The following is a 24,163-nucleotide window of genomic DNA, read 5'->3' on the forward strand; positions in this document are numbered from 1 at the left end:
TCGTGGTCGTGGTCGTGGTCGTGGTCGTGGTCGTGGTCGTGGTCGTGGTCGTGGTCGTGGTCGTGGTCGTGGTCGTGGTCGTGTTCGTGGTCGTGATCCTCGTGGTCATGCGCGTCGTGATCATGGTCTTCGTGATCGTGCTCGGCATGCTCATCGTGATCATGGCCGCCCTCATGCCCATGATCGTCGCTTTCCAGTTCTGCATGGGCCTCGGCCAGGGTGCATCCGGCCGCCTCGGGCATTACGAAAAGATCGAGCGGACGTTCCAGAAGAGACAGGGCGGAGCTAATGGCCTCTTGGTCTGTCGCGGTGCTGGCGGCATGTTCGAAGCCGACGATATCAGCCCCGGGCGCCGTCAGCTCCATCGAGATACGCCCGCCTTCGATGGCGATATTAAGCTGCCCGACGCCATGCTCATGCGCGCCAAGCTCGCGATGCTCCTGCGCGAAGACGGAGGTTTGCGGGACGGCCAGGAGGCCGACCAACAGCGAGATGTTGAGTGTTTTCATCGTGAGTCCTTTCGCGAGTGAGTAGGGCCTCTAAAGCGCAGGAATGCAACAATGATATAACATATCCCAAGAGAGCCAAACGGTAGATGCAGAAGACATGCCAAGGCAGCGCATTCCGAAGGCCAAAAGGATGCCTAAACGCACCCCATTTCATCGGTTCAGATGACCTGGATCCCGGATTTCCGAAACGGCTCCAGCACCGTGTCCGATGCAGCGCGACTGGTGACCAAAGTTCCAACAGCGTCGGCCTCCCAGGCCCGGACCCGGCTTGTGATACCCAGCTTGGTATGATCGGCCAGGACGACTGTCCGCGCCGCCTGCGCCGCCATCGCGATGGAAATCTCCGCCTCTTGCAGGTCGTAGAAGAACGCCCCCTTCTCGGCGTGCAGGGCAACAGGGGCAGAGAAGCAGATATCGACCTCGAAGCGGCGGATCTCTGACAGGGTCAGCTCGCCCACCGTGGCGGGCACATCCGCGGCGATCCGCCCGCCCAGCAGGACCACGTCGAGCCCGCCGGCCTGCAGCGTCGTGGCCACGTCGAGCGAATTGGTGATGACCGATATGCCCGGAACCTTCGCAAGCTCGCGCGCGAACAGCGCGGTGGTCGATCCGGCATCCACCATGATCGTCTGTCCGGGTTGGATGAGGCCGACGGCCTTCTTGGCGATCTCTGCCTTTGCCCGCACCCGAGAGGCCATGCGCTGGCGAAAGGGATCCTCGCTGCGGGTCTCGGGCAGGACGGCACCGCCGTGGACCCGCGCCACCTTTCCGATTTCCTCAAGGTCGACGAGGTCGCGGCGCACGGTCTCGCGCGAGACGCCCAGCATCCCGGCCAGGTCATTGGCGCTGACCTGCTGGTTCGCGGCCAGCATCGACAGGATCCTCTGGTGCCGCTCTTTCGCCCACATGTCTCAACCCCTCCGGCGCTGCATCAGTGCCAGGATCATCTTCATAGCCAGAACCGCCCCGCAGACAACCGCCATCACGCAGGTTGAAAACGCCGCCGCCTGAGAGGTCAGCCCGGCATCGTCCAGCCGCATGATCGTCACGGCGGCGACGCTCAGCTGCGGCGTTGTGAGGAACACGACGGCAGAAAGCGTGACCATCGAGCGCATGAAGAGGAAGAAGAAGACCGACACCAGCATCGGTGCGATGAAGGGCGCAACCACGTCGCGCGCCGTCCGACCCAACCCTGCGCCAAGGCTGCCCGCCGCCTCTTCCAGCGCCGGGGGCAGCTGGCGGAAGCCGGTCATCACCGTGAGGAAGCCCTGCGTGTGGTAGTGGTAGAAGTTGACGATCCCGATCAGCGCGGCACTGCCGTAGAGCAGGTAAAGTGGCGTCGCGGTGGAGTTGAAGGTCAGGATATAAGCCAGCCCCAGCACCATCCCCGGCACGGCCGCCGGCATGGCGGCCAGGATCTGCACCGGCTGGGCCAGCGCCTGCGGCAGCCGCCGCAATCCGAGCCCGAGCAGGAAGACCGCGATCGTTCCGCCCACCGCCGCGCCCAGAGAGATCAGGATGGTCATCCAGAGCGAGGAATACCCCCCCGCCAGCGTGATGTCGTAATGCTTGAACGACAGGGACATGTTGTAGGGCCAGAGCGTGACGAAGCTGGCGTAGACCACGATGCCGATCACGGCGACGATGGCCGCGCAGATCAGCAGCGACAGCCCGGCCATGCCGAGGTCCCGCAGGGGCGCGAACACGGGGCGATAGGCCACCTGCCCGGTGGTCTGCCCGGCCTGCTGGCGCTTCATCGCCTGACGCTCGATGGCATAGGCGATCACGGTGGGCAGCAGCAGCATGATCCCCACCACGGCCCCCATGTTGAAGTTCCGCTGGCCGACGACCTGGCTGTAGATCTCGGTCGCGAGCACGGAATAATCCCCGCCGATCACCGCCGCATTGCCGAAATCCGTGATCGTGATGATGAAGCAGACGAAGCCCGCGTTGAGGATGCCGAAGCGCGCCGAGGGCAGCGTCAGGTCGCGGAACTGTCGCCACGGCGAGGCGCCCATGACATCGGCGGCCTCGTAGGTGCGCGCATCCAGCAGCACCAGCGCCGCACCGATGATCATCACCGCCTGCGGCAGGGCGTAAAGGGTGTTGGCGATCAGCAGACCCCAGAAGCCGTAGATCTCGATCTCGACGCCAAGGGCGCGGCTGATGACGCCGTTGCGCCCCAGGAGGAAGATCAGCCCGAGCGCCTGGACCAGCGACGGCGCGAGCAGCGGCAGTACGATCACCGCGCGGATCAGCCACTTGCCCGGAAAGGCACAGCGGTAAAGGCCCTGCGCGATGATGAAGCCCAGGAACACGCTGAGCAGCGTCGTTGCCCCGCCCATGGCCAGAGAATGCCGCGTCGCGCGCCAGAACCCCGAAGAGCCCAGCACCTGCACGTAATTGCCCATCCCGTAGCCCTCATCCACGGTGATCGAGCGCAGGAAAACGATGAGCATCGGGTAGGCAAAGAAGAGGATCAGCCCCAGAAGCGGCAGCCCCACGCAGGCGGCGGTCAGCAGGCGGTCCGAGTCAAACGTTCTGTGCCGTGACGGTCGCCGGATCGTTTCGGAAGCGCTCATGCCGGGACGGCCTTGGGCGCGGGGGCGTCGTCGATCACCCAGGTACAGGCGTCGGGTGCCACGCGCAGCGAGACCGGGTCGCCGGTGCGGCAGGGGTTCGTGCCATGGGTTTCCACGGTCAGGGGGCCGACGGGGCTGTCGACCTCAAGCCGGCGCAGGTTGCCGAGAAAGCTGATGCTGCGCACCATGGCCGTGCCGTCCGCCGCGGGGGTAATGTCGACTTGCTCGGGGCGGATGCAGGCCAACTGTGCCTTCGGCGTCGCGGGCCGGGGCGGCAGGAGATCGGGGAAGAGCCGCGTCACATCCTCGGGCGTCAGCAGGTTGCTGATCCCCATGAACTGCGCGACGAAGCGCGTGGCGGGGCGGTGGTAGAGGTCCTCGGGTGTGCCCGCCTGCACGACGCTGCCGTGGTTCATGCAGATGATCTTGTCCGCCAGTGCTAACGCCTCTTCCTGGTCGTGGGTCACCATGAGGGTCGGGATGCCAAGCGCGCGCTGCACCTGCCGGATCTGGTCCCGCAGCTCTGCGCGGACCTTGGCGTCCAGCGCCGAAAGCGGCTCGTCCAGCAGCAGAACCTGCGGATCGACGGCGATGGCCCGCGCCAGGGCGATCCGCTGCTGCTGCCCGCCGGAAAGCTGGCCGGGCATGTTCTCCGCCACCTGCGGCAGCTTCACCAGGTCGAGCAATTCGGCGACACGCGCGGCGATGTCGGACCTTGGCACGCCCCGGATCTTCAACCCGTAGCCGATATTCTCGGCCACCGTCATGTTGGGAAACAGCGAATAGGACTGGAAGACGATGCCGAAGCCGCGCTTGCGGGCGGGCATCTGCGACAGGTCCGCGCCCTCCAGAGTAATCTTTCCGCCGTCGAGGTCGGCAAGACCGGCGATCAGCCGCAACAGCGTGGTCTTGCCGCAGCCCGAGGGGCCGAGAAGGCAGACGAACTCCCCCTTTTCGATCCCGATCGAGACGCGGTCGAGCGCGGTGAAGGTGCCGTAAAGCTTGGTGGCGTCGCGGACGGTCAGGTACATGGGGTCTTTCTTTCCTTGGGCGCGCAGGCGGCCCGCAACCGCCCGAAAGGGATAGGGGCGACCCGCGCCGCCCCGATGATCGACCTCAGCGGCCGAACTTTTCTTTCCACTCGTCTTTCACGGCCGTCTGATCCTCGGCCGCCTTCACGAAGTCGATGTCCGCCAGGATGGTCGAGATGTCGGCGGGCAGCCCGGCCTTTTCCGCCGCTTCCGAGGCATCCACGCCCGGCACGGTGATCAGCGCCTTGTACTGCTGGTAAAGGCCGATGGCCTCATCCGACATGGTCCAGTCGAGGAAGGCCTTCGCGCCTTCGGGGTTGTCGGTGCTGGCCATCAGGCCGGAGGATTCAAGCTCGTAGCCCACGCCGCCTTCGGGGAAGACCATGGCGAGCGGATAGCCCTCTTCGATGGACTGCATCGCGGTGAAGGCCAGCGAGATGCCGACGGTATATTCGCCGACGCGCGCCGATTTGCAGGGCTTGGAGCCCGACGAGGTATATTGCGCCATGTTGGGATCGACCGCTTCCAGCTGCGCCCAGCCGGCCTCGGCGCCCATGCTTTGCAGCACGGCGTTCACGTGCAGGTAGCCGGTGCCGGAAGAGTTCGGATCGGGCATCAGCACCTCGCCCTCAAAGGCCGGGTCTTCCAGATCGGCCCAGCTGGTCGGCATGGTCAGGCCTTTTTCCTCGAGCCGCGCGGTGTTCACGCAGAAGGCTCCCATGTAACCGATGGGGGCGAACCACTTGCCATCCGCATCGCGGAAGGTCTCGGGCAGCACGTCGGCGCCCTTGGCTTCGTAGGGTTCCAGCATCTCGAGGATCTGGGGATCCATCATGGCGCTGACGGCCCAGCCCCAGATCACGTCGGCCTGCGGATTGCCAGCCTCGGCCAGCAGGCGCGCGCCCAGCTTGCCGGTGGACAGGCGCAGCACGTTGATCTCCGTATCGGGCATGGCGGCCTGCGCGGCCTCGACATAGGCCGCGATCTCTTCTTCCTCGAGGGCGGTATAGACGGTCAGCTCATCGGCCAGCGCCGGGGCCGCCAGGCCAAGGGCCGCGAGCGACAGCGCGGTGGTTTGAATCCAGGTTTTCATCGTCATCTCCTTGTTGGTCCACATCCTTGTCCGGATCTGTGTCCGGTCGTCCGCGGGCATTGGAAGAAACCCGTTCTGATCATTTCGCCCGGCCTCAGGGTTGGGGCAATATGTGTAGTCTTGTGTTTTTATGGCATTTGTCTACGATTAAATTCCAAAGCGGATGCCTTCAGCCTGTCGGCCCCCGGAACTGAGGAACTTTGATGCAGACTCACTCCCCCCTCTCCGAGACGGACCAACTGGTGCAGTTCGCCTGGACCCTGGCCGACATGACCGATGCCATGGCAATGCGCTATTTCCGCAAGCCGCTGGATATCGAGGCCAAGGCGGATGACTCTCCGGTCACGCAGGCCGACCGCGCCATCGAGGCCGAGATGCGCCGCCAGATCACGGCGGCCTTTCCCAGCCATGGCATCCTTGGCGAAGAGCAAGAGGACGCCCGGCTTGACGCGACCCGGGTCTGGGTCATTGATCCGATCGACGGCACCAAGAGCTTCCTTTCCGGCATGCCCAGCTTCGGCACGCTCATCGCCTGCCTGTCGGGCGGTGTGCCCGACCTCGGGGTGATCTCGATCCCGCCGACGGGCGAGCGCTGGACCGGGCAGAGCGGCAAGCCCAGCCTGTTCAACGGCTCCCCCTGTCACACCAGCGGGCGGCAGACCCTGTCCGAGGCGATCCTGTACACCACCAGCCCCGACAGTTTTGACGCGGCGGGCCTTGCGCAGTTCGAGACGCTGTCGCAACGCGTGGCGATGCGGCGGTTCGGCGGCGATTGCTATGCCTATGGGCTGCTCGCCTCGGGCCATGTGGACCTGTTGATGGAGATGAACCTGCATCCCTACGATTACATGGCGCTTGTACCGGTCATCGAAGGGGCCGGCGGCGTCATCACGGATTGGGAGGGGCGCGCGCTGACGCTGGCCTCCGAGGGCAAGGTGATCGCTGCGGCGAGCGCGGAACTGCATGCCGAGGCTCTGGCAGTGCTGGGCGGGGCTTAAGATCAGCGGTGACCTGCTTAAGCGAGGGGCCTTTGCTTCAGAACGATCGAAGCACCGTGGTTCAACTTGGCGGAGGATCGCGGTCCCCAGACGGGCCTAGTGCTTACTCACACGCTGCGCGGGACATGTGCGTGTTGGAATGGCCACTTGATACCGGACGGCTCCAAGATCCAAGGATCCTCTGCTGCATTCCTGCATGAACGCGTCGAGACCGCTCGTAGCGGCCGGGGCAGGTGATGACCGCTCGACGCTGGCCGGAGCCGGTGCCGCAGGCTACCGTGGCCGTGCAGCATGTTCTTTTGCAACGGGGGATATCAGCATGACGGCATACATCATCGGTCAGATGGAGATCCACAGCCGCAGCTGGATGGAGGAGTATTTTGCGAAGATCCCCGAGGTTGTGGCAAGCCACAAGGGGGTATTCAGGGTGCGCGGTGGCAACCCGGAGCGCCTGGAAGGGGACAAAGCACTACCTGATGCGGCTTTCATCATCGAGTTCCCGGATCGCGATCATGCAACATCTTTCTGGAACTCGGACGCGTTCCAGTCCCTCGCGGTTCTTCGCCGCTCCGGCTCCACTCTGAATGCCATCCTTGCCGATGCGCTTGATTGAGGCGATGCTGCCTTGTGCCGGAGGCGAGCGCTTCGAAGTGCTGGTCCCCTGACTCTCCAAGGGCGGCTAAAGACGCATCCCCTCTGTGCTTGGAAAGCGCAGCTAGGACCGGCTTGCCGTCCTCCGCGCCGGCTCTGCGAGGGCTGCGCACCAGCGAAATCCTCGACAAGGCCGCCCGACGCATCTTCGCTCAGGCGTCCGTGGGCGCGGGCTCTTCAACTGGGCGTTCGGCCTCCAGGCGGCGGGCTTCCTCGACGGCCAGGTTGGCCATTTGCATGATCGCGTCGCGTCCCTTGGCCGCCGCGATGAACAGGGCCTTGTGGCAGAAGGTAGCCCCATTGACCCCCGTGACCTCTTCCAGCTCCGCACCCGAAAGGCCGCCCCAGGCCGCCGGCAGATCGGCGCGTTGGGCAAAGCCTTCGTCGTATTTGCGGATGCCGCCCAGGGTCCAGTCGCCGCCATCGCGCGGGGTCACCACGAAGAGCAGGTGATCGGCACCTGCCTCGACCACGGCAGGACGGAAGGGCATGCCCATCGGCAGCTCCAGGATCGGGCTGTCGCCGGCGGCGATAACGGCCTCGGCGGCCAGCAGCTCTGCGCGGCGCTTGGCCGCGCTGCGGGCGACGCGGGCTTCCACGAACTGGCGCGCGATGCCCACCGCGGCGTGGAAGGCGCGGGTTTCGCTTTCCTGGTCCTTGTCGTCGAAGACGGGTTTCAGTGTCTCGATCAGGCCGGGAAGGGTGAGAGAGGACAGCGGGCCGGCTTCGGACACGCTCACGGTGCCGTTGTCGACCTGATCGACTGGCAGGACGAAGCTGCGATCGAAGGAGTGGTGGATCTTTTCAAGATCGTCCTCGGGAATGTCGAAGCTGCGCAGGTAATCCAGGCCGAAGTGCTTCCAGATCAAGCCGAAGGAGCTATAGGGCGTTTCATCCTCGCGTAGCGGGCTCTCGCGCTGGTGGTGGTCAAAGATCCCCGCTTCCGCATCATAGGTTCCGCCCACGTCATAGATCACGCGCCCCTCGGCTGGGGTGATCCATTCCGGCGCCCGGCTGCGCACCACCTCTGCCTCGGGGTAGAGACGGGTGAGGATGACGGTCGACAGGACCTCGTCCGCGTGGAAGCCGCCGGAGTGGGTGACAAGAGTGGTGATGGTCATGCGGGCCGTCCTGGTGTCTGACTGGTTTGCGCCCCTAGTGTCAGGATCGGCCGGATTTTCAAAGCAGGAACTTGGCCGCGGGGGAGCGTGAGGCCGGGAATGCGGCCTGGATCGCAAGGTAAGTGCTTCTCGGCTGCCATAGGGATCGGTCCTCGCGCCGATTGAGAGCCTTTTCGGCGTGCCGGCGCCAAGAAAAAGAGCGGAACGCGCATCCCCGTCCCGCTCAATCCATGGCAAGCAGATCCCTGATCTGTTGCGTTTACACCCGGTCGCGCCAGGCTACCTTCGTTCAGAAATCCCAGTCTTCGTCTTCCGTCGCCACGGCCTTGCCGATGACGTAGGAGGAGCCGGAGCCGGAGAAGAAGTCGTGGTTCTCGTCCGAATTGGGCGAGAGGGCGGCCATGATGGCGGGGTTCACCTTGCAGGCCTCGTCCGGGAAGAGCGCCTCGAAGCCGAGGTTCTGCAGCGCCTTGTTGGCGTTGTAATGCAGGAAGTTCTTCACGTCCTCGGTCAGGCCAAGCCCATCGTAAAGCTGCTCTGTATAGCGCGCCTCGATGTCGTAGAGGTCGAACAGCAGGGAGAAGGCAAAATCCTTCAGCTCTGCGCGCTCGGCCTCGGGCAGGCGCTCCAGCCCGCGCTGGAACTTGTAGCCGATGTAATAGCCGTGGATTGCCTCGTCGCGGATGATCAGGCGGATCAGGTCGGCGGTATTGGTCAGCCGGGCGCGGCTGGACCAGTGCATCGGCAAGTAGAAGCCCGAATAGAACAGGAAGCTTTCCAGGAAGACGCTGGCAATCTTCTTCTTCAGCGGGTTCGTGGTGCTGTCGTATTCGTCCAGGATCAGCCGGGATTTCGCCTGCAGGTGCTCGTTCTCGGCCGACCAGCGGAAGGCTTCGTCCACGTCCGAGGTCTGGCAAAGCGTCGAGAAGACCGAGGAATAGCTGCGCGCGTGCACGGCCTCCATGAAGGCGATGTTGCTCAGTACCGCTTCTTCATGGGGGGTGATCGCATCGGCCATCAGGGTCGGTGCGCCGATGCTGTTCTGGATCGTGTCCAGCAGCGTGAGGCCGGTAAAGACACGGGTGGTCAGCTGGCGTTCATCGTCTGTCAGCTGCGACCAGCTTTGGATGTCATTGGACAGCGGCACCTTTTCCGGCAGCCAGAAGTTCACCGTGAGGCGGTTCCAGACGTCCAGGTCGATGTCGTCCTCGATCCGGTTCCAGTTCACGGCGCGGGGGATCGGGCGGGGGGAAATCAGGTCTTTCATGGCGGGCCTCACAGCGAGCAGGAAACGCAGCCCTGCACTTCGGTGCCCGTCAGGGCCTCCTGGCGCAGGCGGATGTAGTAGATGGTCTTGATGCCCTTCTTCCAGGCGTAGATCTGGGCCCGGTTGATATCGCGCGTCGTCGCATCCGCCGGGAAGAACAGCGTCAGCGACAGGCCCTGGTCGACGTGCTTGGTGGCCGCGGCATAGGTGTCGATGATGGCTTCCGGGCCGATCTCGTAGGCGTCGCGGTAGAATTCCAGGTTCTCGTTGGTCATGTAGGGCGCAGGATAGTAGACGCGGCCGATCTTGCCTTCCTTGCGGATCTCGATCTTCGAGGTGATCGGGTGGATCGAGGACGTGGCGTAGTTGATGTAGCTGATCGACCCGGTCGGCGGAACCGCCTGCAGGTTGCGGTTGTAAAGCCCGTCCGCCATCACAGCGTCGCGTAGGGCGGCCCAGTCATCGCGGGTCGGCACGGCGATGCCAGCTTCTTCGAAGAGGTCACGTACCCGGTCGGTTTCGGGCAGCCAGTCGCGGTTCACGTAGCCTTCGAAGAAGGTGCCATCGGCATAGGTCGAGGTTTCGAACCCCTTGAAACGGGTGCCGCGTTCGCGAGCCAGCGCGTTGGAGGCGCTCAGCGCGTGGAACAGCACGGTGCAGAAGTAGATGCTGGTAAAGTCGATGCCTTCGGGGCTGCCGTAATGGATGCGTTCGCGCGCCAGGTAGCCGTGCAGGTTCATCTGGCCCAGCCCGATGGCGTGGCCTTCGTCATTGCCCTTGCGGATCGACGGCACAGAATCGATCGCCGACATTTCGGAAACCGCGTTCAGGGCGCGGATCGCGGTGCCCACGGTGCCGGCAAGGTCGCCGCCGTCCATCGCCCGGGCGATGTTCATGGAGCCGAGGTTGCAGGAGATATCCGTGCCCATCTGTGCATAGCTGAGGTCCTCGTTGAACTCGGAGGCCTCGTTCACCTGCAGGATCTCGGAGCAGAGGTTCGACATGGCGATGCGCCCGGCAATCGGGTTGGCCGCGTTCACCGTGTCTTCGAACATGATGTAGGGATAGCCGCTTTCGAACTGGATCTCGGCAATGGTCTGGAAGAAGGCGCGGGCCTTGATCTTGGATTTGCGAATCTTCGGGTTGTCGACCATCTCGTCGTATTTCTCCGTCACGGAGATGTCGGAGAAGGCACAGCCATAGACCTTTTCCACGTCATGGGGCGAGAACAGGTACATGTCCTCGTTCCGCTTGGCGAGCTCGAAGGTCACGTCGGGGATCACCACGCCAAGGGACAGGGTCTTGATGCGGATCTTCTCATCCGCGTTCTCCCGCTTGGTGTCGAGGAACCGCAGGATGTCCGGGTGGTGGGCGTTCAGGTAGACCGCCCCGGCGCCTTGGCGCGCGCCCAGCTGGTTGGCATAGCTGAAGCTGTCTTCAAGCAGCTTCATCACCGGGATCACGCCGGAGGACTGGTTTTCGATCCCCTTGATGGGGGCGCCGTATTCACGGATGTTCGTCAGCATGAGGGCAACGCCGCCGCCGCGCTTGGACAGCTGCAGCGCGGAGTTGATGCCGCGCCCGATGCTTTCCATGTTGTCTTCGAGCCGCAGCAGGAAGCAGGAGACGAATTCGCCCCGGGCCTTCTTGCCGGCATTCAGGAAGGTCGGCGTGGCAGGCTGGAAGCGGCCTTCGACGATCTCCGTCATCAGGCCCATGGCCAACTTTTCGTCGCCGCGCGCCAGGGCCAGGGCGTTCATCACAACGCGGTCTTCGTAACGCTCAAGGTAGCGCTGCCCGTCCCGCGTCTTCAGCGTGTAAGAGGTATAGTACTTGAAGGCGCCCAGGAAGCTGGGGAAACGGAACTTCAACTCGTAGGCCGCATCCCAGATCGCATGCAGGAAGGCGCGGTCGTACTGGTCCAGTACCTCGGCCTCGTAATAGCCTTCCTCGACCAGGTAACGCAGCTTCTCGTCCAGCGAATGGAAGAAGACCGTGTTCTGGTTCACGTGCTTCAGGAAGTACTGGCGCGCCGCCATGCGGTCGGCCTCGAACTGGATACGGCCCTCGTCGTCGTAGAGGTTCAGCATCGCGTTCAGCGCGTGGTAGTCGAGATCTGCGGTTACGCTTGCATCAAGCATTGGGAATCCTCTTGGGCGGCACCGAACCGGGCCAGGCCGGAACGGATGCGGGACAGGTCGGTATCGGTACCGGCCAGTTCGAAACGGTAGAGCACGGGCACGCCGCACTTGGCAGAGATGACGTCACCGGCGCAGGCGAAGGTTTCGCCGAAGTTACGGTTGCCACCGGCAATGACCCCGCGCAGCAGGGCGCGGGGGTGGGGATCGTTCAGCAGGCGGATGACCTGGCGTGGGACGGCATGGCGGCCCATGCCATCGGCGTATGTCGGACAGATCAGCACGAAGGGCCTGTCGATCCGGGGCATAACCGCATCGGCCTGCCGGGGCAGGCGCGTCGCGGGCAGGCCAAGGCGGCCCACCATTCGGGCCGTGTTGCCTGACCCGCCGGAGAAATAGACAAGCTGCATCCGCCCGGGACCGGTTCAGGACAGGCGGTTGATCATGTCGGGGCGGAAGCCGGCCCAGTGATCGTCACCGGCAATGACGACCGGCGCCTGCCGGTAGCCCAGGGCCTGGACCCGATCCATGGCCTCTGCATCCTGGGTCAGGTCGACGACGTCATAGGACAGACCACGCGCGTCGAGCGCCCGGGTGGTGGCGGTGCATTGCACGCAGGCGGGTTTCGAAAAAACGGTAATCGTCATGGCGGTCGTTCCTGTGCTGTGTCGGATGTCGGGACCGGGGCACGGGAAACGCCGGCGCGCTGGACGGGCCGGGTATCGCGCGCCGGGCCCTCCGCCCGCGCTCGTCAATGTCTCGCCCTGGCAGGTCTCCTGGCTTGCGACTCAAACGCCATTGGCCCGCCTTCCCGATGCATCTGCACCAGTGGATCCGGGCCCTGACTTGTCGCTTACAGTTGCGGGGGCAGCGCCGAATTCACATCGGCTTCCCTCTTCGTCCGCGAGGCGACTCGCGCACACCAAAGCAACACCATATAGATGCGGATGGCCGCTCTCTGTCAATATATGGAGTTCGTTGCCCGGCGTAAGGGCGCCATTGCCAGAACGGAAAAAGCCTCCCAAGCACCGGTCCTTGGTGGCCTATGCACTCCCGTCATGATCTTGATGAAGCGAATGGGGCTGGGACCTGATTGACCTTGCGCCGCTGATTGCACAAATTGGCGGCGATTTCAGGTGCCGCAAGCGATTGCGGAGAATAGGGAATCCGGTGCGGGCAAGCTGCCCTACTCCGGGACTGCCCCCGCAACTGTAAGCAGTGAGCCTGCCCGACATGTCACTGGCGCCATCGGCGTCGGGAAGGCCGAGCGCGGCGCGGATCTGCGAAGTCAGGAGACCTGCCTGAAACGATCACCTGTTCCGATCGCGGGGTGCGTATCGGGCGCGGCTTCTTCCGTAACGGTGACATTTCCGGCGCCCGGCATCTGCGGGGCGCCTTCCTGTGGCTGGCACAGAGGCAAAGCGCCCGTGCCGAACCGAGAGACTTGTCATGACGGCACTCGATACGACTTCCACCACCCGCCCCAACTCGCGCCGGGCCCCGTTCCGGGCCGATCACGTGGGTTCGCTTCTGCGCCCGGAGCCCGTGCAAACCCTGCGCGAGCGCGGCGTTTTCGACCATGAACTGACGCTGGTCGAAGACATGGCCGTGCGCGACCTGGTTGCCCTGCAAAGAGAGGCGGGGCTGCATGTCTTCACCGATGGCGAGGTGCGGCGCGCGTTTTGGCACTATGACTTCATGGGAATGCTGACGGGTCTGGACATGAAGGCATCGCAGAAAAGCCTGCCTTTCAAGACAGAGCACAAGACCCCGCCGATCGAACCGCATCTGACCGGGCCGCTGGATTTCCCGGCCGATCACCCGATGCTGCAACACTTCACTTTCCTGAACGATCAGCTCACGCTGGCGGACGGGATTGCCAAGATCTCCATCCCAGGTCCGTCCGCCTGCCATTTCCGGATGGAGGCCGAGAATATAGAGCACGCGCCCTACCGAGATCCGGAGCAGCTGTTCCACGATATCGCGGCCACCTACCGCAAGGCGGTGCAGGCCTTCTACGACGCTGGCTGCCGCTACCTGCAGTTGGATGACATCTTCTTTGCCTACCTGGGGGATCCGAAGCAGCGTGAACAGCGCCGGACCATGGGGCAGGACCCTGATGAACTGGTGGGCAAATACGCCTGGATGCTGGAAGAGGCGATCAAGGACCGCCCCGAGGACATGGTGATCGGCATGCATATGTGCCGGGGCAACTTCCGCTCCTCTCACGTGGCCGAGGGCGGCTATGATCACGCGGCGGATGCGATCTTCAACCAGACCTCGGTTGATGTCTACTTCATGGAATACGACACCGAACGCGCTGGCGGTTTGGAGCCGCTCCGGCTTCTGCCCAAGGGCGACAAGCGCGTCATGGCCGGGTTCATCACGACGAAGACGCCGGAGCTGGAAAGCATCGACTGGCTGCGCGGCAAATTCGATGAGGCCGCAGAGTATGTCGACCTGGACCAACTGGGCATCGCGCCTCAATGCGGCTTCGCCTCTACCGAACATGGCAATGCGGTTACCATGGAAGACCAGAAGCGCAAGCTTGAACTGGTGGTGAAGACCGCTCAGGCAATCTGGAACGAGGTCTGAGGGCACATGTGTTTCAAGCTTCAGGCGGTACATGGGGCCGCCTGAGGCCTGGCTGACTGCTTCTGGTGGTCGAGAGTTTCTCTTTCTATTGGCCGATGTTGGCGGTGGCGTATCACCGGTTCCAGCGGCGGGGCGGCAGGCGTGGCCGAATGATTGGAAAAGGGCAGGGCGCGGTGATGTTCTGCCATGGGCATGGGGAGGAAGATTCGGAGTTTACGCCCCTTGGAAGGCTCATTTCCTTGTCCGAAGCGGACTTAGTCCATGGGACGTTGGGGCAAGGTAAGAAAAAGCGAAAATCGTGCTTGACGCTCGACGGACCTCAGCCTAGAACGCGCTCCACGGCAGCTGCGCGGTTGTAGCTCAGTTGGTTAGAGTACCGGCCTGTCACGCCGGGGGTCGCGGGTTCGAGCCCCGTCAACCGCGCCACTGCCGTAATGAAAAGCGCCCGAGCCTTTTGGCTTTGGGCGCTTTTTCGTTTTCGCGGGATGATGCGGCGCGCGCGCCGGGGGCGCGACGCCCCGCTCACCATCACCGGCGTTTTTCGAAGACGAAGGCTCTGACGTTTGTCCAATCCTGTCCACAAGACCGTGGCAAGGCGGGGTGAAACGGGCAGCCATTGGAGTGACTCAAGGGCAGGCGGAAAAAGCTGCTCAGGGGCTGAGTTTTTGGATTGACGCCCCGCGCCACCCGGTCTATTCCGCCCCTCACGCGCGGTTGTAGCTCAGTTGGTTAGAGTACCGGCCTGTCACGCCGGGGGTCGCGGGTTCGAGCCCCGTCAACCGCGCCATTTTCCCTTCAGAACAAATGGTTAAGATGCGTTCTTCACCCCCTTGTGGGGCCCGTCCTAAGGATGGGAATGAAGATCGGCATAGGTATATCCATCCGGCCAGATACCGATCCAGAGCCACTTCTTGCGGTGGGTCAGTTGCAGCGTCACATGCTGCAAATGGTCCAGGTCCAGCCAGACGCGGATCGTCTTGTCAGCTTCCTTGAAATAGGGCGGCTTCAGCTCTGACCTTGGGCGGAAGCGGATGATGCCGCGGTCCACCTTGCTGTTCGGGCTGGCCGTTCCATCCACCTCGATCTGCGCAAGGCCGCGCATGGATTCGCTGCGTTCGGCGGCTGTGGTGTGGATGGCGTCACGGATGAACAGGATTTCCCTGCGCACTTGGGACAGCGGGGTGGAGGCCTGGGGCTCGGCCTCCAGTGCCGCGATGCGCGCGGCGATTTCCGCTTCGATGTCGAAAGCCATGGGCATCTCCTTTCAGATCGGCCCATGGCGTCATCTTCAGCCCCTGGTCAGAGCATCAAGCACACGGGCCCAGCTTCTCATTCCTTTATGAAAGGCGTTAAGATCGTATTTCTCGTTCGGAGAATGGATCTGGTCGTCGTCGTTGCCGAAGCCGATCAGCATCGCGTCCATGTCGAGAATGCGCTTGAAATGCCCGGCGATCGGGATGGAGCCACCGCACCCGACGTAGGCTGCCGCATTGGGCCATTCGTCCGAAAGCGCCAGGCGGGCCTGTTCGAAGCTGGGTGCAGAGGTTTCCATGATGCCGGCTGCGCTGGCGCCATGTCCGTGGAACTCCACCTTGCAGTCTTCCGGCAGCATGGATTGCACATAGGCGCGGAAGCTCTCGCGGATCTTCAGCGGGTCCTGCTGGAAGACCAGCCGGAAGGAAATCTTGGCATGGGCCTTGGAGGGCAGCACGGTCTTGAAGCCTTCGCCGGTGTAGCCACCCCAGATGCCGTTGACCTCGCAGGTTGGGCGGGACCAGATCTGTTCCAGCCCGGAACGGCCCTTTTCCCCGGCAGGGACGCTCAGCCCGACCTCGCCAAGGAAGCCTTCGTCGCTGAAATCAAGATTGTCCCACTGCGCTTTCACCTCCGGATCAAGTTCCGGGACGCCATCGTAGAAGCCGGGGACGGTGATACGGCCGTCCTCGTCATGCAGGTTGGCGATGACCTTTGACAGGACCCGGATCGGATTGCGGGAAATGCCACCGTACATGCCGGAGTGCAGGTCCTTTTCGGGGCCGGTGATGGTCAGCTCTTCGCCCAGCAGGCCGCGCAGCATGGTGACGATGGCGGGAGTCGTCGGGTTGAACATGCCGGTGTCGCAGATCAGTGCCAGGTCGCATTTCAGCTCTTCGGCATTCTCCTTCATGAACGGCACGAGGGAGGGCGACCCCGATTCCTCTTCTCCTTCCAGGAAGAAGGTGATCTTGCAGGGCAGGCTGCCGTGCTCTGCCTTCCAGGCACGACAGGCCTCGACGAAGGTCATGAGCTGGCCCTTGTCATCCGCAGCGCCCCGGCCGCGGATCACTTTGCCGCTGGGGGTGTCCTGCACTTCGGGGTCGAAGGGATCGCGGTCCCAGAGGTTCAACGGATCGACCGGCTGTACGTCGTAGTGTCCGTAGAACAGCAGGTGCGGCACATCCTTGCCGTCCGGCCCGTCCACGTGTCCGACGACCATCGGGTGGCCAGGGGTGGGGCGCTTGGTGGCGCTGACCCCTAGGCTTTCCAAGTCCGCCACCAGCCAGTCAGCGGCGGTCTGGCAATCTTTCTTGTAGGCCGGATCGGTGGAGATCGAAGGGATGCGCAGAAGCTCCAACAACCGCTCCGTCGCGGCCGGAAGGTCTGAGTCGATACGAGAGAGGACGGAATCGAGGGACATGGGATCTCCTGTTCTTTGTTGGCGAGACCGTAGCATCGGCAGGCATGGTGTCCAGCCGAGCGCGGCGGAGGGCCAGCTCACGGAAAAGTTTTCCGGGGATTGACGTGCGGGCAGTCAAGCGGCCAATCTCCCGTTTAGCGAGAGCCGTTCTGCCTTGCATCGACGTGGAACAGGGGATGAGGGAGGGCCTGCTCCCCCGCGCCACATGGGCGCAGGAGAGCAGGGTAAATGAACAGGTAATCCTAAAGTATTAGTTAGCAGGCGAGGAAAATTCACTTTGAATACATGAGACAGGATTGTTGTCCCAAACCCATTCGTAAAGTAGGAACTGGACAATCAGGGCGGGAAACGTTTAGCGCTGCTGAAAATTACGGCGTCTGTTCAGAGCTGCTGTTTGGCTGTGCATGTCTTGATCTGTGTCAAAGCCGCGGGGGAGCGGCAATTTGTACGGTGGGACGTGGGGTTGGAACTTCTTATTGTCATTCCAAATCGGGACAGGTGGTGTTAGACCCGCATGGCCCGCACCCGGCACCACGAAGCAAGAAGAGGGTAGCCCGTGAGTTACGAAGCCCAACTGGACCAGGCCATCGGCAAATTGCACGAAGAAGGCCGTTACCGCACGTTCATCGATATCGTGCGTCACAAGGGGCAATTTCCCCACGCGACCTGGCGCCGTCCGGATGGGACCGAGGCGCCTGTTACGGTCTGGTGCGGTAATGACTACCTTGGGATGGGGCAGCACCCCGTTGTGCTGAACGCCATGCATGAGGCGATCGACGACACGGGCGCGGGATCGGGCGGGACCCGGAACATCTCCGGCACCACGCTCTATCACAAGGCGCTGGAAGCGGAGCTGGCGGACCTGCACGGCAAGGAAGCCGCGCTTCTCTTCACCTCTGCCTATATCGCCAATGACGCGACGCTTTCGACCCTGCCGAAGCTGTTCCCGGGCCTGATCATTTATTCCGACGCGCTCAACCACGCCTCGATGATCGAAGGTGTGCGCCGCAACGGCGGTGCGAAGCGGATCTTCCGTCACAATGACGTCGCGCATCTGCGCGAGCTGCTGGAAGCGGATGATCCCAAGGCCCCCAAGCTGATCGCCTTTGAGTCCGTCTATTCGATGGATGGCGATTTCGGTCCGATTGAAGAGATCTGCGACCTCGCCGATGAATTCGGCGCTTTGACCTATATCGATGAAGTGCACGCCGTGGGGATGTACGGCCCGCGTGGTGGTGGCGTGACCGAGCGTGACCGCCTTGCGCATCGCATCGACATCGTGAACGGCACCCTGGCCAAGGCCTATGGCGTGATGGGCGGCTATATCGCTGCCACCGCCAAGATGTGCGACGCGATCCGGTCCTATGCACCGGGCTTCATCTTCACGACGTCGCTGCCGCCCTCTGTCGCCGCCGGTGCTGCGGCATCCGTCAAGCATCTGAAGAGCGACCAGGCGATCCGTGACAAGCATCAGGAACACGCCAGGATCCTCAAGACCCGCCTGAAGGGCATGGGCCTGCCGCTGATCGATCACGGAAGCCATATCGTGCCGGTGATCGTGGGCAACCCGGTGCACACCAAGATGCTCTCCGACATGCTGCTGGAAGATCATGGGATCTACGTTCAGCCGATCAATTTCCCAACCGTTCCGCGCGGAACGGAGCGTCTGCGCTTCACGCCTTCGCCGGTTCATGGGCCGCTGGAAATGGAAAAACTGATCCGGGCAATGGATGCCCTGTGGTCCCATTGCGCGCTGAACCGCCAGGAGCTGGCGGGCTGATCGAAGCGGCAACGCAGGCTGGTTCGACAGCCAGACTTCGCAGAGCGGGGTAGGGAGGCGCTTTTAAAAGTGCCTTCCTTTTTAAGAAGCGCGCGCCATGTCTTGGCGCCGCTTCGTCGGTTTCGGGTTGTATCGACCGGGAGGGTCTGCGTAATTTGCCCCGACATTACCGCATTTTTTACGCATTCTTTACGTCCGACTCATAGGTTTTCCCGCGTTAGGGTTTGATGAAACTCACAGTTCGCCCTATGGTGGAGTTAAGGGTGAGTCATTCGTCAAGCGCAAGTTTGGTTGGCGGTTAAGCGCCCAACCACCAAGGGAACCAGTCGGAAATCCGCAATTCTCCTTGAAACGTGTTACCTTGTTATAAACAAAGAAGGTGGCTCGAATCTGGGGATTATCGAGCTACAAGATCGCAGATGGGGCAGCGGCATGACACGGCGTTCGGGACGGCCGGATCGGGGTAGAGATCAGGCGGTCGAAAAACCGAAGAGTTTTGACGATTTCGAGCTTCGGCTCGGAGACGTCATGCGGGGCGAGCGGGCGACGCTTGGTAAATCCCTGCTGGATGTGCAACGCGAGTTGCGCATCAAAGCCAATTACATTGCAGCCATAGAGAACTGTGATCCGGCGGCTTTCGATACGCCCGGTTTCATCGCAGGCTACGTGCGGTCTTACTCCCGCTACCTCGGGATGGACCCCGATGACACCTTCGACAAGTTCTGCGTGGAAAGCGGTTTTACCTCCGCCAACGGCAGCTCCTTCCAGGCCAAGCCGAAACCTGAGAAGGCGAAGAAGGAAGAGAAGCCGCTGACCTCAGGCGGGCTGACCCGTGATCCCTTCACCGCCCCCAACACCCCCTTCATCCCGGAAGGTGATCGGCTGTTTTCGCGGGTCGAACCGGCTGCCATCGGCTCTGCGCTGGTGCTTCTGGCCGTGATCGGTGGACTGGCCTATGGCGGTTATGCCGTGCTGAACGAGATCCAGCGCGTTCAATTCGCCCCGGTTGAGAACCGGCCTGAGGTTCTTGCCGATCTCGATCCGCTCGCCGGGGCAACCCGCACCATGGACGATCCGGTCTCGGGCGAACAGAGCGCAGGCCTTGGCGTGCCGCAGGTTGAGGGGATCGATCGCCTCTATCGCCCCAAGGCGCTTGATGTGCCTGTCGTCGTCTCGCGCGATGCGCCGATTTCTATGCTGAACCCGTCCCAGATTGGCACCTTTGCCGCTGGTCCGGAAGTGACCGCCCCTTCGCTGCCCGTCGATGACACGGTCGTGGAACTTGCGGCTCTGACCCAGGAAGAGGCCAATCCGGTCCCGCAGGTCGTTGCCCCCGCGCAGCCGGGTGTTTCCCTGCTGGCGGTCCGCCCGGCCTGGGTGCGCGTGCAATCGGCAGAGGGATCCATCATATTTGAGAAGATCATGGATGCGGGTGAAACCTACCAGTTGCCGAATTCCGAAGAGGCGCCGATCCTGCGTGCCGGCATGTCGGGGTCCGTCTACTTCCAGGTGGACGGGGAACTCTACGGTCCTGCCGGCAGCGGCACGTCCGCCGTGCGTAACATCGCGCTTGCGGCTGAAGAGCTGAAGGACAGCTTCCAGGTCGCTGACCTGACCCTGGATCCTGAGGCGGCCCGTGTCGTTGCGGTTGCGGAAGCCGATCTTCCCATCGCGGACTGACCTCACCGAATTGTAATCCTAACCCCTGTATCTGAACGCGCCATCGGCACGGTGGAGCGATTGTGTTCCGCCGGGCGGATCGTTATCCAAGGGCCAGGCATTCCGCGAAAGGCCAACTACCATGTCGCACAATCCCATCCGTCCCTGGCGCAACATTGACCGCCGCAAGAGCCGCCAGATCATGGTGGGCAACGTGCCGGTCGGGGGCGGGGCGCCGATTTCCGTCCAGACGATGACCAACACGGATTCCTCGGATGTGAAGGCGACGCTGGCCCAGGTGATCCAAGCCGCCGAGGCCGGCGCCGATATCGTGCGTATTTCAGAGCCCGACCAGGCCGCCACGAAAGCGCTGAAAGAGATCGTGCGCGAAAGCCCCGTGCCGATCGTTGCGGATATCCATTTCCACTACAAGCGCGCTATCGAGGCTGCCGAAGCAGGGGCCGCCTGCCTGCGGATCAATCCGGGCAACATCGGCGATGAAAAGCGCGTGGCGGAAGTGATCCGCGCGGCAAAGGATCATGGCTGCTCCATCAGGATCGGCGTGAACGCCGGCAGTCTTGAGAAGCACCTGCTCGAGAAATACGGCGAACCCTGTCCCGACGCGATGGTGGAAAGTGGGCTGGACCACATCCGCATCCTCCAGGACCACGATTTTCACGAATTCAAGATTTCGGTGAAGGCATCGGATGTCTTCATGTCAGCGGCGGCCTACCAGATGCTGGCAGAGGCGACGGACGCGCCGATCCACCTTGGTATCACCGAGGCCGGTGGCCTGACGGCCGGCACGATCAAGAGCGCCATCGGGCTGGGCAATCTTCTGTGGATGGGCATCGGCGATACGCTGCGCGTCTCCCTCTCTGCCGATCCGGTGGAAGAGGTGAAGGTCGGATACGAGATCCTGAAATCCTTGGGTCTGCGCCATCGCGGCGTGAACATCATTTCCTGCCCCTCCTGCGCGCGCCAGGGCTTCGACGTCATCAGGACGGTGGAGACGCTTGAAAAGCGGCTGGAGCACATCAAGACCCCCATGTCCCTGTCCATCATCGGATGCGTGGTAAACGGGCCGGGCGAGGCACTGATGACTGACGTCGGCTTCACCGGCGGTGGCGCCGGCTCTGGCATGGTCTACTTGGCGGGCAAGGCCAGCCACAAGATGTCCAACGACCAGATGATCGATCATATCGTCGAAGAGGTCGAGAAACGTGCCGAGGCAATCGAAGATGGGGCGGTGGCTGCTCAGGCGGCCGAGTAACTACTTTTCCAGGTAGCCTTCCAGCACGACCAGGGGCATCTGTCCGCGGATCAGCCGGTCCGGCATCACGTAGCTGGGCGCCTGATCAAGATCGAGCTCTTGGTAAAGTCTCGCTTGGCCTGCAATCTGGTCCCTGATCCCGGAACTGTCGGCCATCTCAAGTACGGCCTGGGCGTCTTCACGGCCAAGTTTGACTAGCAGGGGCAGGAGCGTCTCTCGGGTATCCTCCGCGCTGGCTTCGGTGCGGAAGGTCAAAGCGGCCTCCGGTCCCGACATTGTTGCCAGGGCCAAGGCAACCCGCTCAGGTAGGCCATCTGCAAGCGCGCGCACCTCGAACCGTTTGTCGGGGTTGCTGGCGGCAAGCTCTTTCAACTCTCGCTCAGCGCGCTGACATGCCGTGCAGCCCGCCTTGGTGAACAGGGTCAGGCTGGCGGGTTTATTCGGGCCGTATCCGTCGGGCGAGGGCGCAAACACCTGCCCGGCGGCCCCATCGATCGCCGCCAGATCGCCGGAAATCTCATCCTGCAAGGGTTGCAGGGCTTCGGCCGCACGTACAGCTTCGGCCGCATCAAGCGCCTCACCGATCAGCTCCGGCTCTTCTGCGAAAAGCCGCGACAGCTCCCGTTCCAGCCGTTCAGGCGTGTCGAGTTTCGACAGCCAGGGGGCCGCCCCGGCGGTGGCCGGAGCGATCAGCAGGCACAGAAGAAGGGCGCTTGCCGGTCTCATCCTTCCTGGGCGCGGATTCCGTCGACCATCTGCTCCATCTGCGCCAGGGGCAGGTAGCCGCGCAGCATGGTGTCGGACATCACGAAGGTGGGCGTTCCGGTGATCCCCAGCTTCTGGGCCAATGCCTTGGTGGCCGCGATTTCCTGGCTCACCTCGTCGCTGGAGACGCGGGCAAGGATGGGCGCGGGATCCAGGCCAAGCCCTTCCAGAAGCCGGGCAGAGGAAACCTGGTCATATCCGCCGGTGTAGGCCATCATTGCGTCATGCAGATCCTTGTAGGCATCGTCGCCGGCTTCCTGTCGCGTGGCGATGGCCAGCCGGGAGGCCGCGGTGGAGGCTTCGCCAAGGATCGGGAATTCCTTCAGGATAAGCCGGATATTGCCGTCGCTGGCCACCAGTTGCTCAACCTCTTCATAGGCTTTGCGGCAATAGCCACAGCGGTAGTCCATGAACTCCACCAGGGTGATATCGCCCTCGGGATTGCCGCCAACCCAGCTGAAGCCGTCGTTGAAGATCGCATCGGCATTCTGCTGCACCAGGCTGATGTCCGCCACGGCAGAGGCTTCGGCTTCCTTGGCCTTCATCGCATCGACGGCTTCAAAGATGACTTCCGGGTGGTCCAGAAGGTAGCTTCGCACCTCTGTGCGGAAGGCGGTGCGGTCTGTGGCCGTCAGATCGGACGACCCGAGGCGCGGAGCAAGCGCCAGGCCGGCAGCCAGCCCTCCGGCGGCCAGAGCGGCGGGGATCAGGATGGAGGCGATGCGCATGTCGGGATCCTTCTGCGTCGTGTCCTTGCAGGGCCCTGGCCCTGAATGGCGTCATTTCTTGTCGGCGTTATTGGCAGCAACAACCACATCCTGGGCGCGCTGCCAAGCGGGCGAGCCGCGTTGCAGCAGCCCCGCGGCGCGGCGGGCCTGGATTGCGGCATCGTTCAGCCGACCGTATAGCGCATGATACTCTGCCACGGACAGCGCCGCCATGCCCGCCTGCCCAAGTTGCGCATAGGCAGAGCCCAGGTCGCGCATGACACTGCCATTGCGGTAATCCGCAGCGCGCGCGCGTTCCAACACGTCGATGGACTGTCGCAGGCGGCCATCCCCACCCTGGACAACCATGGCATGGCCAAGAGAGGCCAGGATCAGCGCATCATAGGGCGACAACTCTGACGCCTTGCGATAGGCAGCCTCTGCCGGGCCGAACTGGCGGCTTTCCAGCAGGATCTGGCCTTTCAGCTCGTGGTAGAAGGGGTCTTGCGGACGAAGGGCGATCGCCTGGTCCAATTCCGCCACCGCGCGCTGCCAGTCGGACTGGCGGTGGTAGGCCACGGACCGGCGCATGAAAGCGATGTCCGCCGCCGGGCTTTCAGCGGCCCGTTGCAGGGTCCATTTGGGCGCCCGCAGGAACGCCGAGAGCTTTCCTTTTGCGCGCTCGTACCAATACCGATCCTCTGCCGTGTCGACCTTAGCGCCTTGTCCGTAGCTTTGCGCCAGAGAGTCCAGGCGGCGCAGACGATCGCGGGACATCGGGTGGGAGCGCGCATAGGGATCGCGGCGGCTGTCGGACAGGGTCTCTTGCCCGGCAAATATCTGCATCACGTCCAAGGCGCCCTGCGTACCGCGCCCAGATAGCGCCATGAAGCGGATGGCACTCTGGTCTGCGCTGCTTTCCTCTGCCTGGGTATGGGAATTGAAACTACGTTGCGCAGAGGTGGCCACGCCAAGACCCGCGGCGGCCATTGCGGTCTGCCCCGTGGCCACGGCTCCGGCAGCGGCCAGCGCCATGCCCAGGCGCGCCACGCGAGAGGCATGTTGCGCGTTGAGCCGGCGGCGCGTGATGTGGCCATTCACGATATGCGCGGCCTCATGCGCAATGACGAACTGAAGCTCAGAGGGGGTGGAGGTGCGCTCGATCAGCCCGGAGTGGATGTAGATCGCATTCGGATCCACCACGAAGGCATTCAGACTGCCGTCCCGCACCACCAGGATCTTCAGATTGGCCGGAAGCCCGGCGGCCTGAAGCACCGGGCGGGCCATTTTGTTGAGGGAATACTCGATATCCGGATC

Annotated in this window: 21 protein-coding genes, 2 tRNA genes and 2 riboswitches; of the genes, 8 read left to right on the forward strand and 15 right to left on the reverse strand. The window is 63.1% G+C overall.

The window, feature by feature from the left end:
• The 5 genes from HCZ97_RS04755 to HCZ97_RS04775 all read right to left on the reverse strand — a co-directional run.
• The coding region (locus HCZ97_RS04755; RefSeq protein WP_167687538.1) for a DUF2796 domain-containing protein at positions 1-509 on the reverse strand (509 nt) is incomplete at its 3' end.
• Positions 510-667: 158 nt separating this feature from the next.
• Complete coding sequence (locus HCZ97_RS04760) at positions 668-1,417, reverse strand: DeoR/GlpR family DNA-binding transcription regulator (protein WP_167687539.1); 750 nt, start codon at positions 1,415-1,417, stop codon at positions 668-670.
• Between the two features lie 3 nt (positions 1,418-1,420).
• A complete protein-coding gene (locus HCZ97_RS04765) occupies positions 1,421-3,091 on the reverse strand; it encodes an ABC transporter permease subunit (protein ID WP_167687540.1) in 1,671 nt (556 codons plus the stop codon).
• On the reverse strand, positions 3,088-4,122 hold the full coding sequence (locus HCZ97_RS04770) for an ABC transporter ATP-binding protein (RefSeq protein WP_167687541.1): 1,035 nt from the start codon (positions 4,120-4,122) through the stop codon (positions 3,088-3,090). Before HCZ97_RS04770 ends, HCZ97_RS04765 begins: the two co-directional genes overlap by 4 nt.
• Before the next feature lie 85 nt (positions 4,123-4,207).
• Complete coding sequence (locus tag HCZ97_RS04775) at positions 4,208-5,215, reverse strand: ABC transporter substrate-binding protein (protein ID WP_167687542.1); 1,008 nt, start codon at positions 5,213-5,215, stop codon at positions 4,208-4,210.
• Between the two features lie 203 nt (positions 5,216-5,418).
• Between HCZ97_RS04775 and hisN the strand changes: the two genes are divergently transcribed.
• Together hisN and HCZ97_RS04785 are read left to right on the forward strand one after the other, a co-directional pair.
• Positions 5,419-6,213 (forward strand): histidinol-phosphatase, encoded by a 795-nt coding sequence (hisN, locus tag HCZ97_RS04780; RefSeq protein ID WP_167687543.1) that lies wholly within the window; start codon positions 5,419-5,421, stop codon positions 6,211-6,213.
• 319 nt (positions 6,214-6,532) lie between these two features.
• Positions 6,533-6,826, forward strand: a complete 294-nt coding sequence (locus HCZ97_RS04785) for a DUF1330 domain-containing protein (protein WP_167687544.1) — start codon at positions 6,533-6,535, stop codon at positions 6,824-6,826.
• Between the two features lie 190 nt (positions 6,827-7,016).
• Here the strand turns inward: HCZ97_RS04785 and HCZ97_RS04790 are convergent, their stop codons facing one another.
• The 5 genes from HCZ97_RS04790 to nrdH all read right to left on the reverse strand — a co-directional run bounded on the left by HCZ97_RS04790 (position 7,017) and on the right by nrdH (position 12,037).
• Positions 7,017-7,985 (reverse strand): MYG1 family protein, encoded by a 969-nt coding sequence (locus HCZ97_RS04790; RefSeq protein WP_167687545.1) that lies wholly within the window; start codon positions 7,983-7,985, stop codon positions 7,017-7,019.
• A 289-nt stretch (positions 7,986-8,274) separates the two neighbouring features.
• Positions 8,275-9,252: a class 1b ribonucleoside-diphosphate reductase subunit beta gene (gene nrdF / locus HCZ97_RS04795; RefSeq protein WP_167687546.1), complete on the reverse strand. Its 978-nt coding sequence runs from the start codon at positions 9,250-9,252 to the stop codon at positions 8,275-8,277.
• 8 nt (positions 9,253-9,260) lie between these two features.
• Entirely contained in the window at positions 9,261-11,393 is a 2,133-nt protein-coding gene (gene nrdE / locus HCZ97_RS04800) for a class 1b ribonucleoside-diphosphate reductase subunit alpha (protein ID WP_167687547.1), read from the reverse strand.
• On the reverse strand, positions 11,375-11,800 hold the full coding sequence (gene nrdI / locus HCZ97_RS04805) for a class Ib ribonucleoside-diphosphate reductase assembly flavoprotein NrdI (RefSeq protein ID WP_167687548.1): 426 nt from the start codon (positions 11,798-11,800) through the stop codon (positions 11,375-11,377). The genes nrdE and nrdI overlap by 19 nt, the downstream gene beginning before the upstream one ends.
• Before the next feature lie 15 nt (positions 11,801-11,815).
• Positions 11,816-12,037 (reverse strand): glutaredoxin-like protein NrdH, encoded by a 222-nt coding sequence (gene nrdH, locus HCZ97_RS04810; protein WP_167687549.1) that lies wholly within the window; start codon positions 12,035-12,037, stop codon positions 11,816-11,818.
• 101 nt (positions 12,038-12,138) lie between these two features.
• A riboswitch (cobalamin riboswitch) is annotated at positions 12,139-12,332 on the reverse strand.
• 175 nt (positions 12,333-12,507) lie between these two features.
• Positions 12,508-12,710: riboswitch (cobalamin riboswitch) on the forward strand.
• A 129-nt stretch (positions 12,711-12,839) separates the two neighbouring features.
• On the opposite strand from nrdH, the gene HCZ97_RS04815 reads away from it, so the two are divergent.
• From HCZ97_RS04815 to HCZ97_RS04825, 3 genes are all read left to right on the forward strand, one after another.
• Positions 12,840-13,985 carry a 5-methyltetrahydropteroyltriglutamate--homocysteine S-methyltransferase gene (locus HCZ97_RS04815; RefSeq protein ID WP_167687550.1) on the forward strand — a complete coding sequence of 382 codons (1,146 nt, stop codon included), beginning with the start codon at positions 12,840-12,842 and terminating at the stop codon, positions 13,983-13,985.
• Between the two features lie 349 nt (positions 13,986-14,334).
• Positions 14,335-14,411 (forward strand) — tRNA-Asp (locus HCZ97_RS04820).
• A 284-nt stretch (positions 14,412-14,695) separates the two neighbouring features.
• Positions 14,696-14,772: transfer RNA gene (locus tag HCZ97_RS04825), tRNA-Asp, on the forward strand.
• Between the two features lie 57 nt (positions 14,773-14,829).
• Here the strand turns inward: HCZ97_RS04825 and HCZ97_RS04830 are convergent.
• Both HCZ97_RS04830 and HCZ97_RS04835 read right to left on the reverse strand, forming a co-directional pair.
• Positions 14,830-15,237: a hypothetical protein gene (locus HCZ97_RS04830; RefSeq protein WP_167687551.1), complete on the reverse strand. Its 408-nt coding sequence runs from the start codon at positions 15,235-15,237 to the stop codon at positions 14,830-14,832.
• A 36-nt stretch (positions 15,238-15,273) separates the two neighbouring features.
• Entirely contained in the window at positions 15,274-16,662 is a 1,389-nt protein-coding gene (locus tag HCZ97_RS04835; RefSeq protein WP_167687552.1) for a M20/M25/M40 family metallo-hydrolase, read from the reverse strand.
• A 556-nt stretch (positions 16,663-17,218) separates the two neighbouring features.
• Here HCZ97_RS04835 and hemA point away from each other — a divergent pair.
• The 3 genes from hemA (at position 17,219) to ispG (ending at position 21,374) form a co-directional block, all read left to right on the forward strand.
• Entirely contained in the window at positions 17,219-18,442 is a 1,224-nt protein-coding gene (gene hemA / locus HCZ97_RS04840) for a 5-aminolevulinate synthase (protein ID WP_167687553.1), read from the forward strand.
• A gap of 528 nt (positions 18,443-18,970) precedes the next feature.
• Positions 18,971-20,122 carry a helix-turn-helix domain-containing protein gene (locus HCZ97_RS04845; protein WP_254871351.1) on the forward strand — a complete coding sequence of 384 codons (1,152 nt, stop codon included), beginning with the start codon at positions 18,971-18,973 and terminating at the stop codon, positions 20,120-20,122.
• A gap of 121 nt (positions 20,123-20,243) precedes the next feature.
• Positions 20,244-21,374, forward strand: coding sequence for a flavodoxin-dependent (E)-4-hydroxy-3-methylbut-2-enyl-diphosphate synthase (ispG, locus tag HCZ97_RS04850; protein WP_167687555.1), 1,131 nt, complete (start codon positions 20,244-20,246; stop codon positions 21,372-21,374).
• Here the strand turns inward: ispG and HCZ97_RS04855 are convergent, their stop codons facing one another.
• The 3 genes from HCZ97_RS04855 to HCZ97_RS04865 are packed head-to-tail and all read right to left on the reverse strand — an operon-like array spanning position 21,375 to position 24,133.
• Positions 21,375-22,100, reverse strand: coding sequence for a hypothetical protein (locus HCZ97_RS04855; protein WP_167687556.1), 726 nt, complete (start codon positions 22,098-22,100; stop codon positions 21,375-21,377).
• On the reverse strand, positions 22,097-22,867 hold the full coding sequence (locus HCZ97_RS04860; RefSeq protein ID WP_167687557.1) for a DsbA family protein: 771 nt from the start codon (positions 22,865-22,867) through the stop codon (positions 22,097-22,099). Before HCZ97_RS04860 ends, HCZ97_RS04855 begins: the two co-directional genes overlap by 4 nt.
• Positions 22,868-22,918: 51 nt before the next feature.
• A complete protein-coding gene (locus HCZ97_RS04865; RefSeq protein WP_254871352.1) occupies positions 22,919-24,133 on the reverse strand; it encodes a M48 family metalloprotease in 1,215 nt (404 codons plus the stop codon).
• Between the last annotated feature and the right edge of the window lie 30 nt (positions 24,134-24,163).

Origin of the sequence: Pseudooceanicola sp. HF7, assembly GCF_011806405.1 — a bacterium.
Taxonomy (GTDB): Bacteria; Pseudomonadota; Alphaproteobacteria; order Rhodobacterales; family Rhodobacteraceae; genus Pseudooceanicola.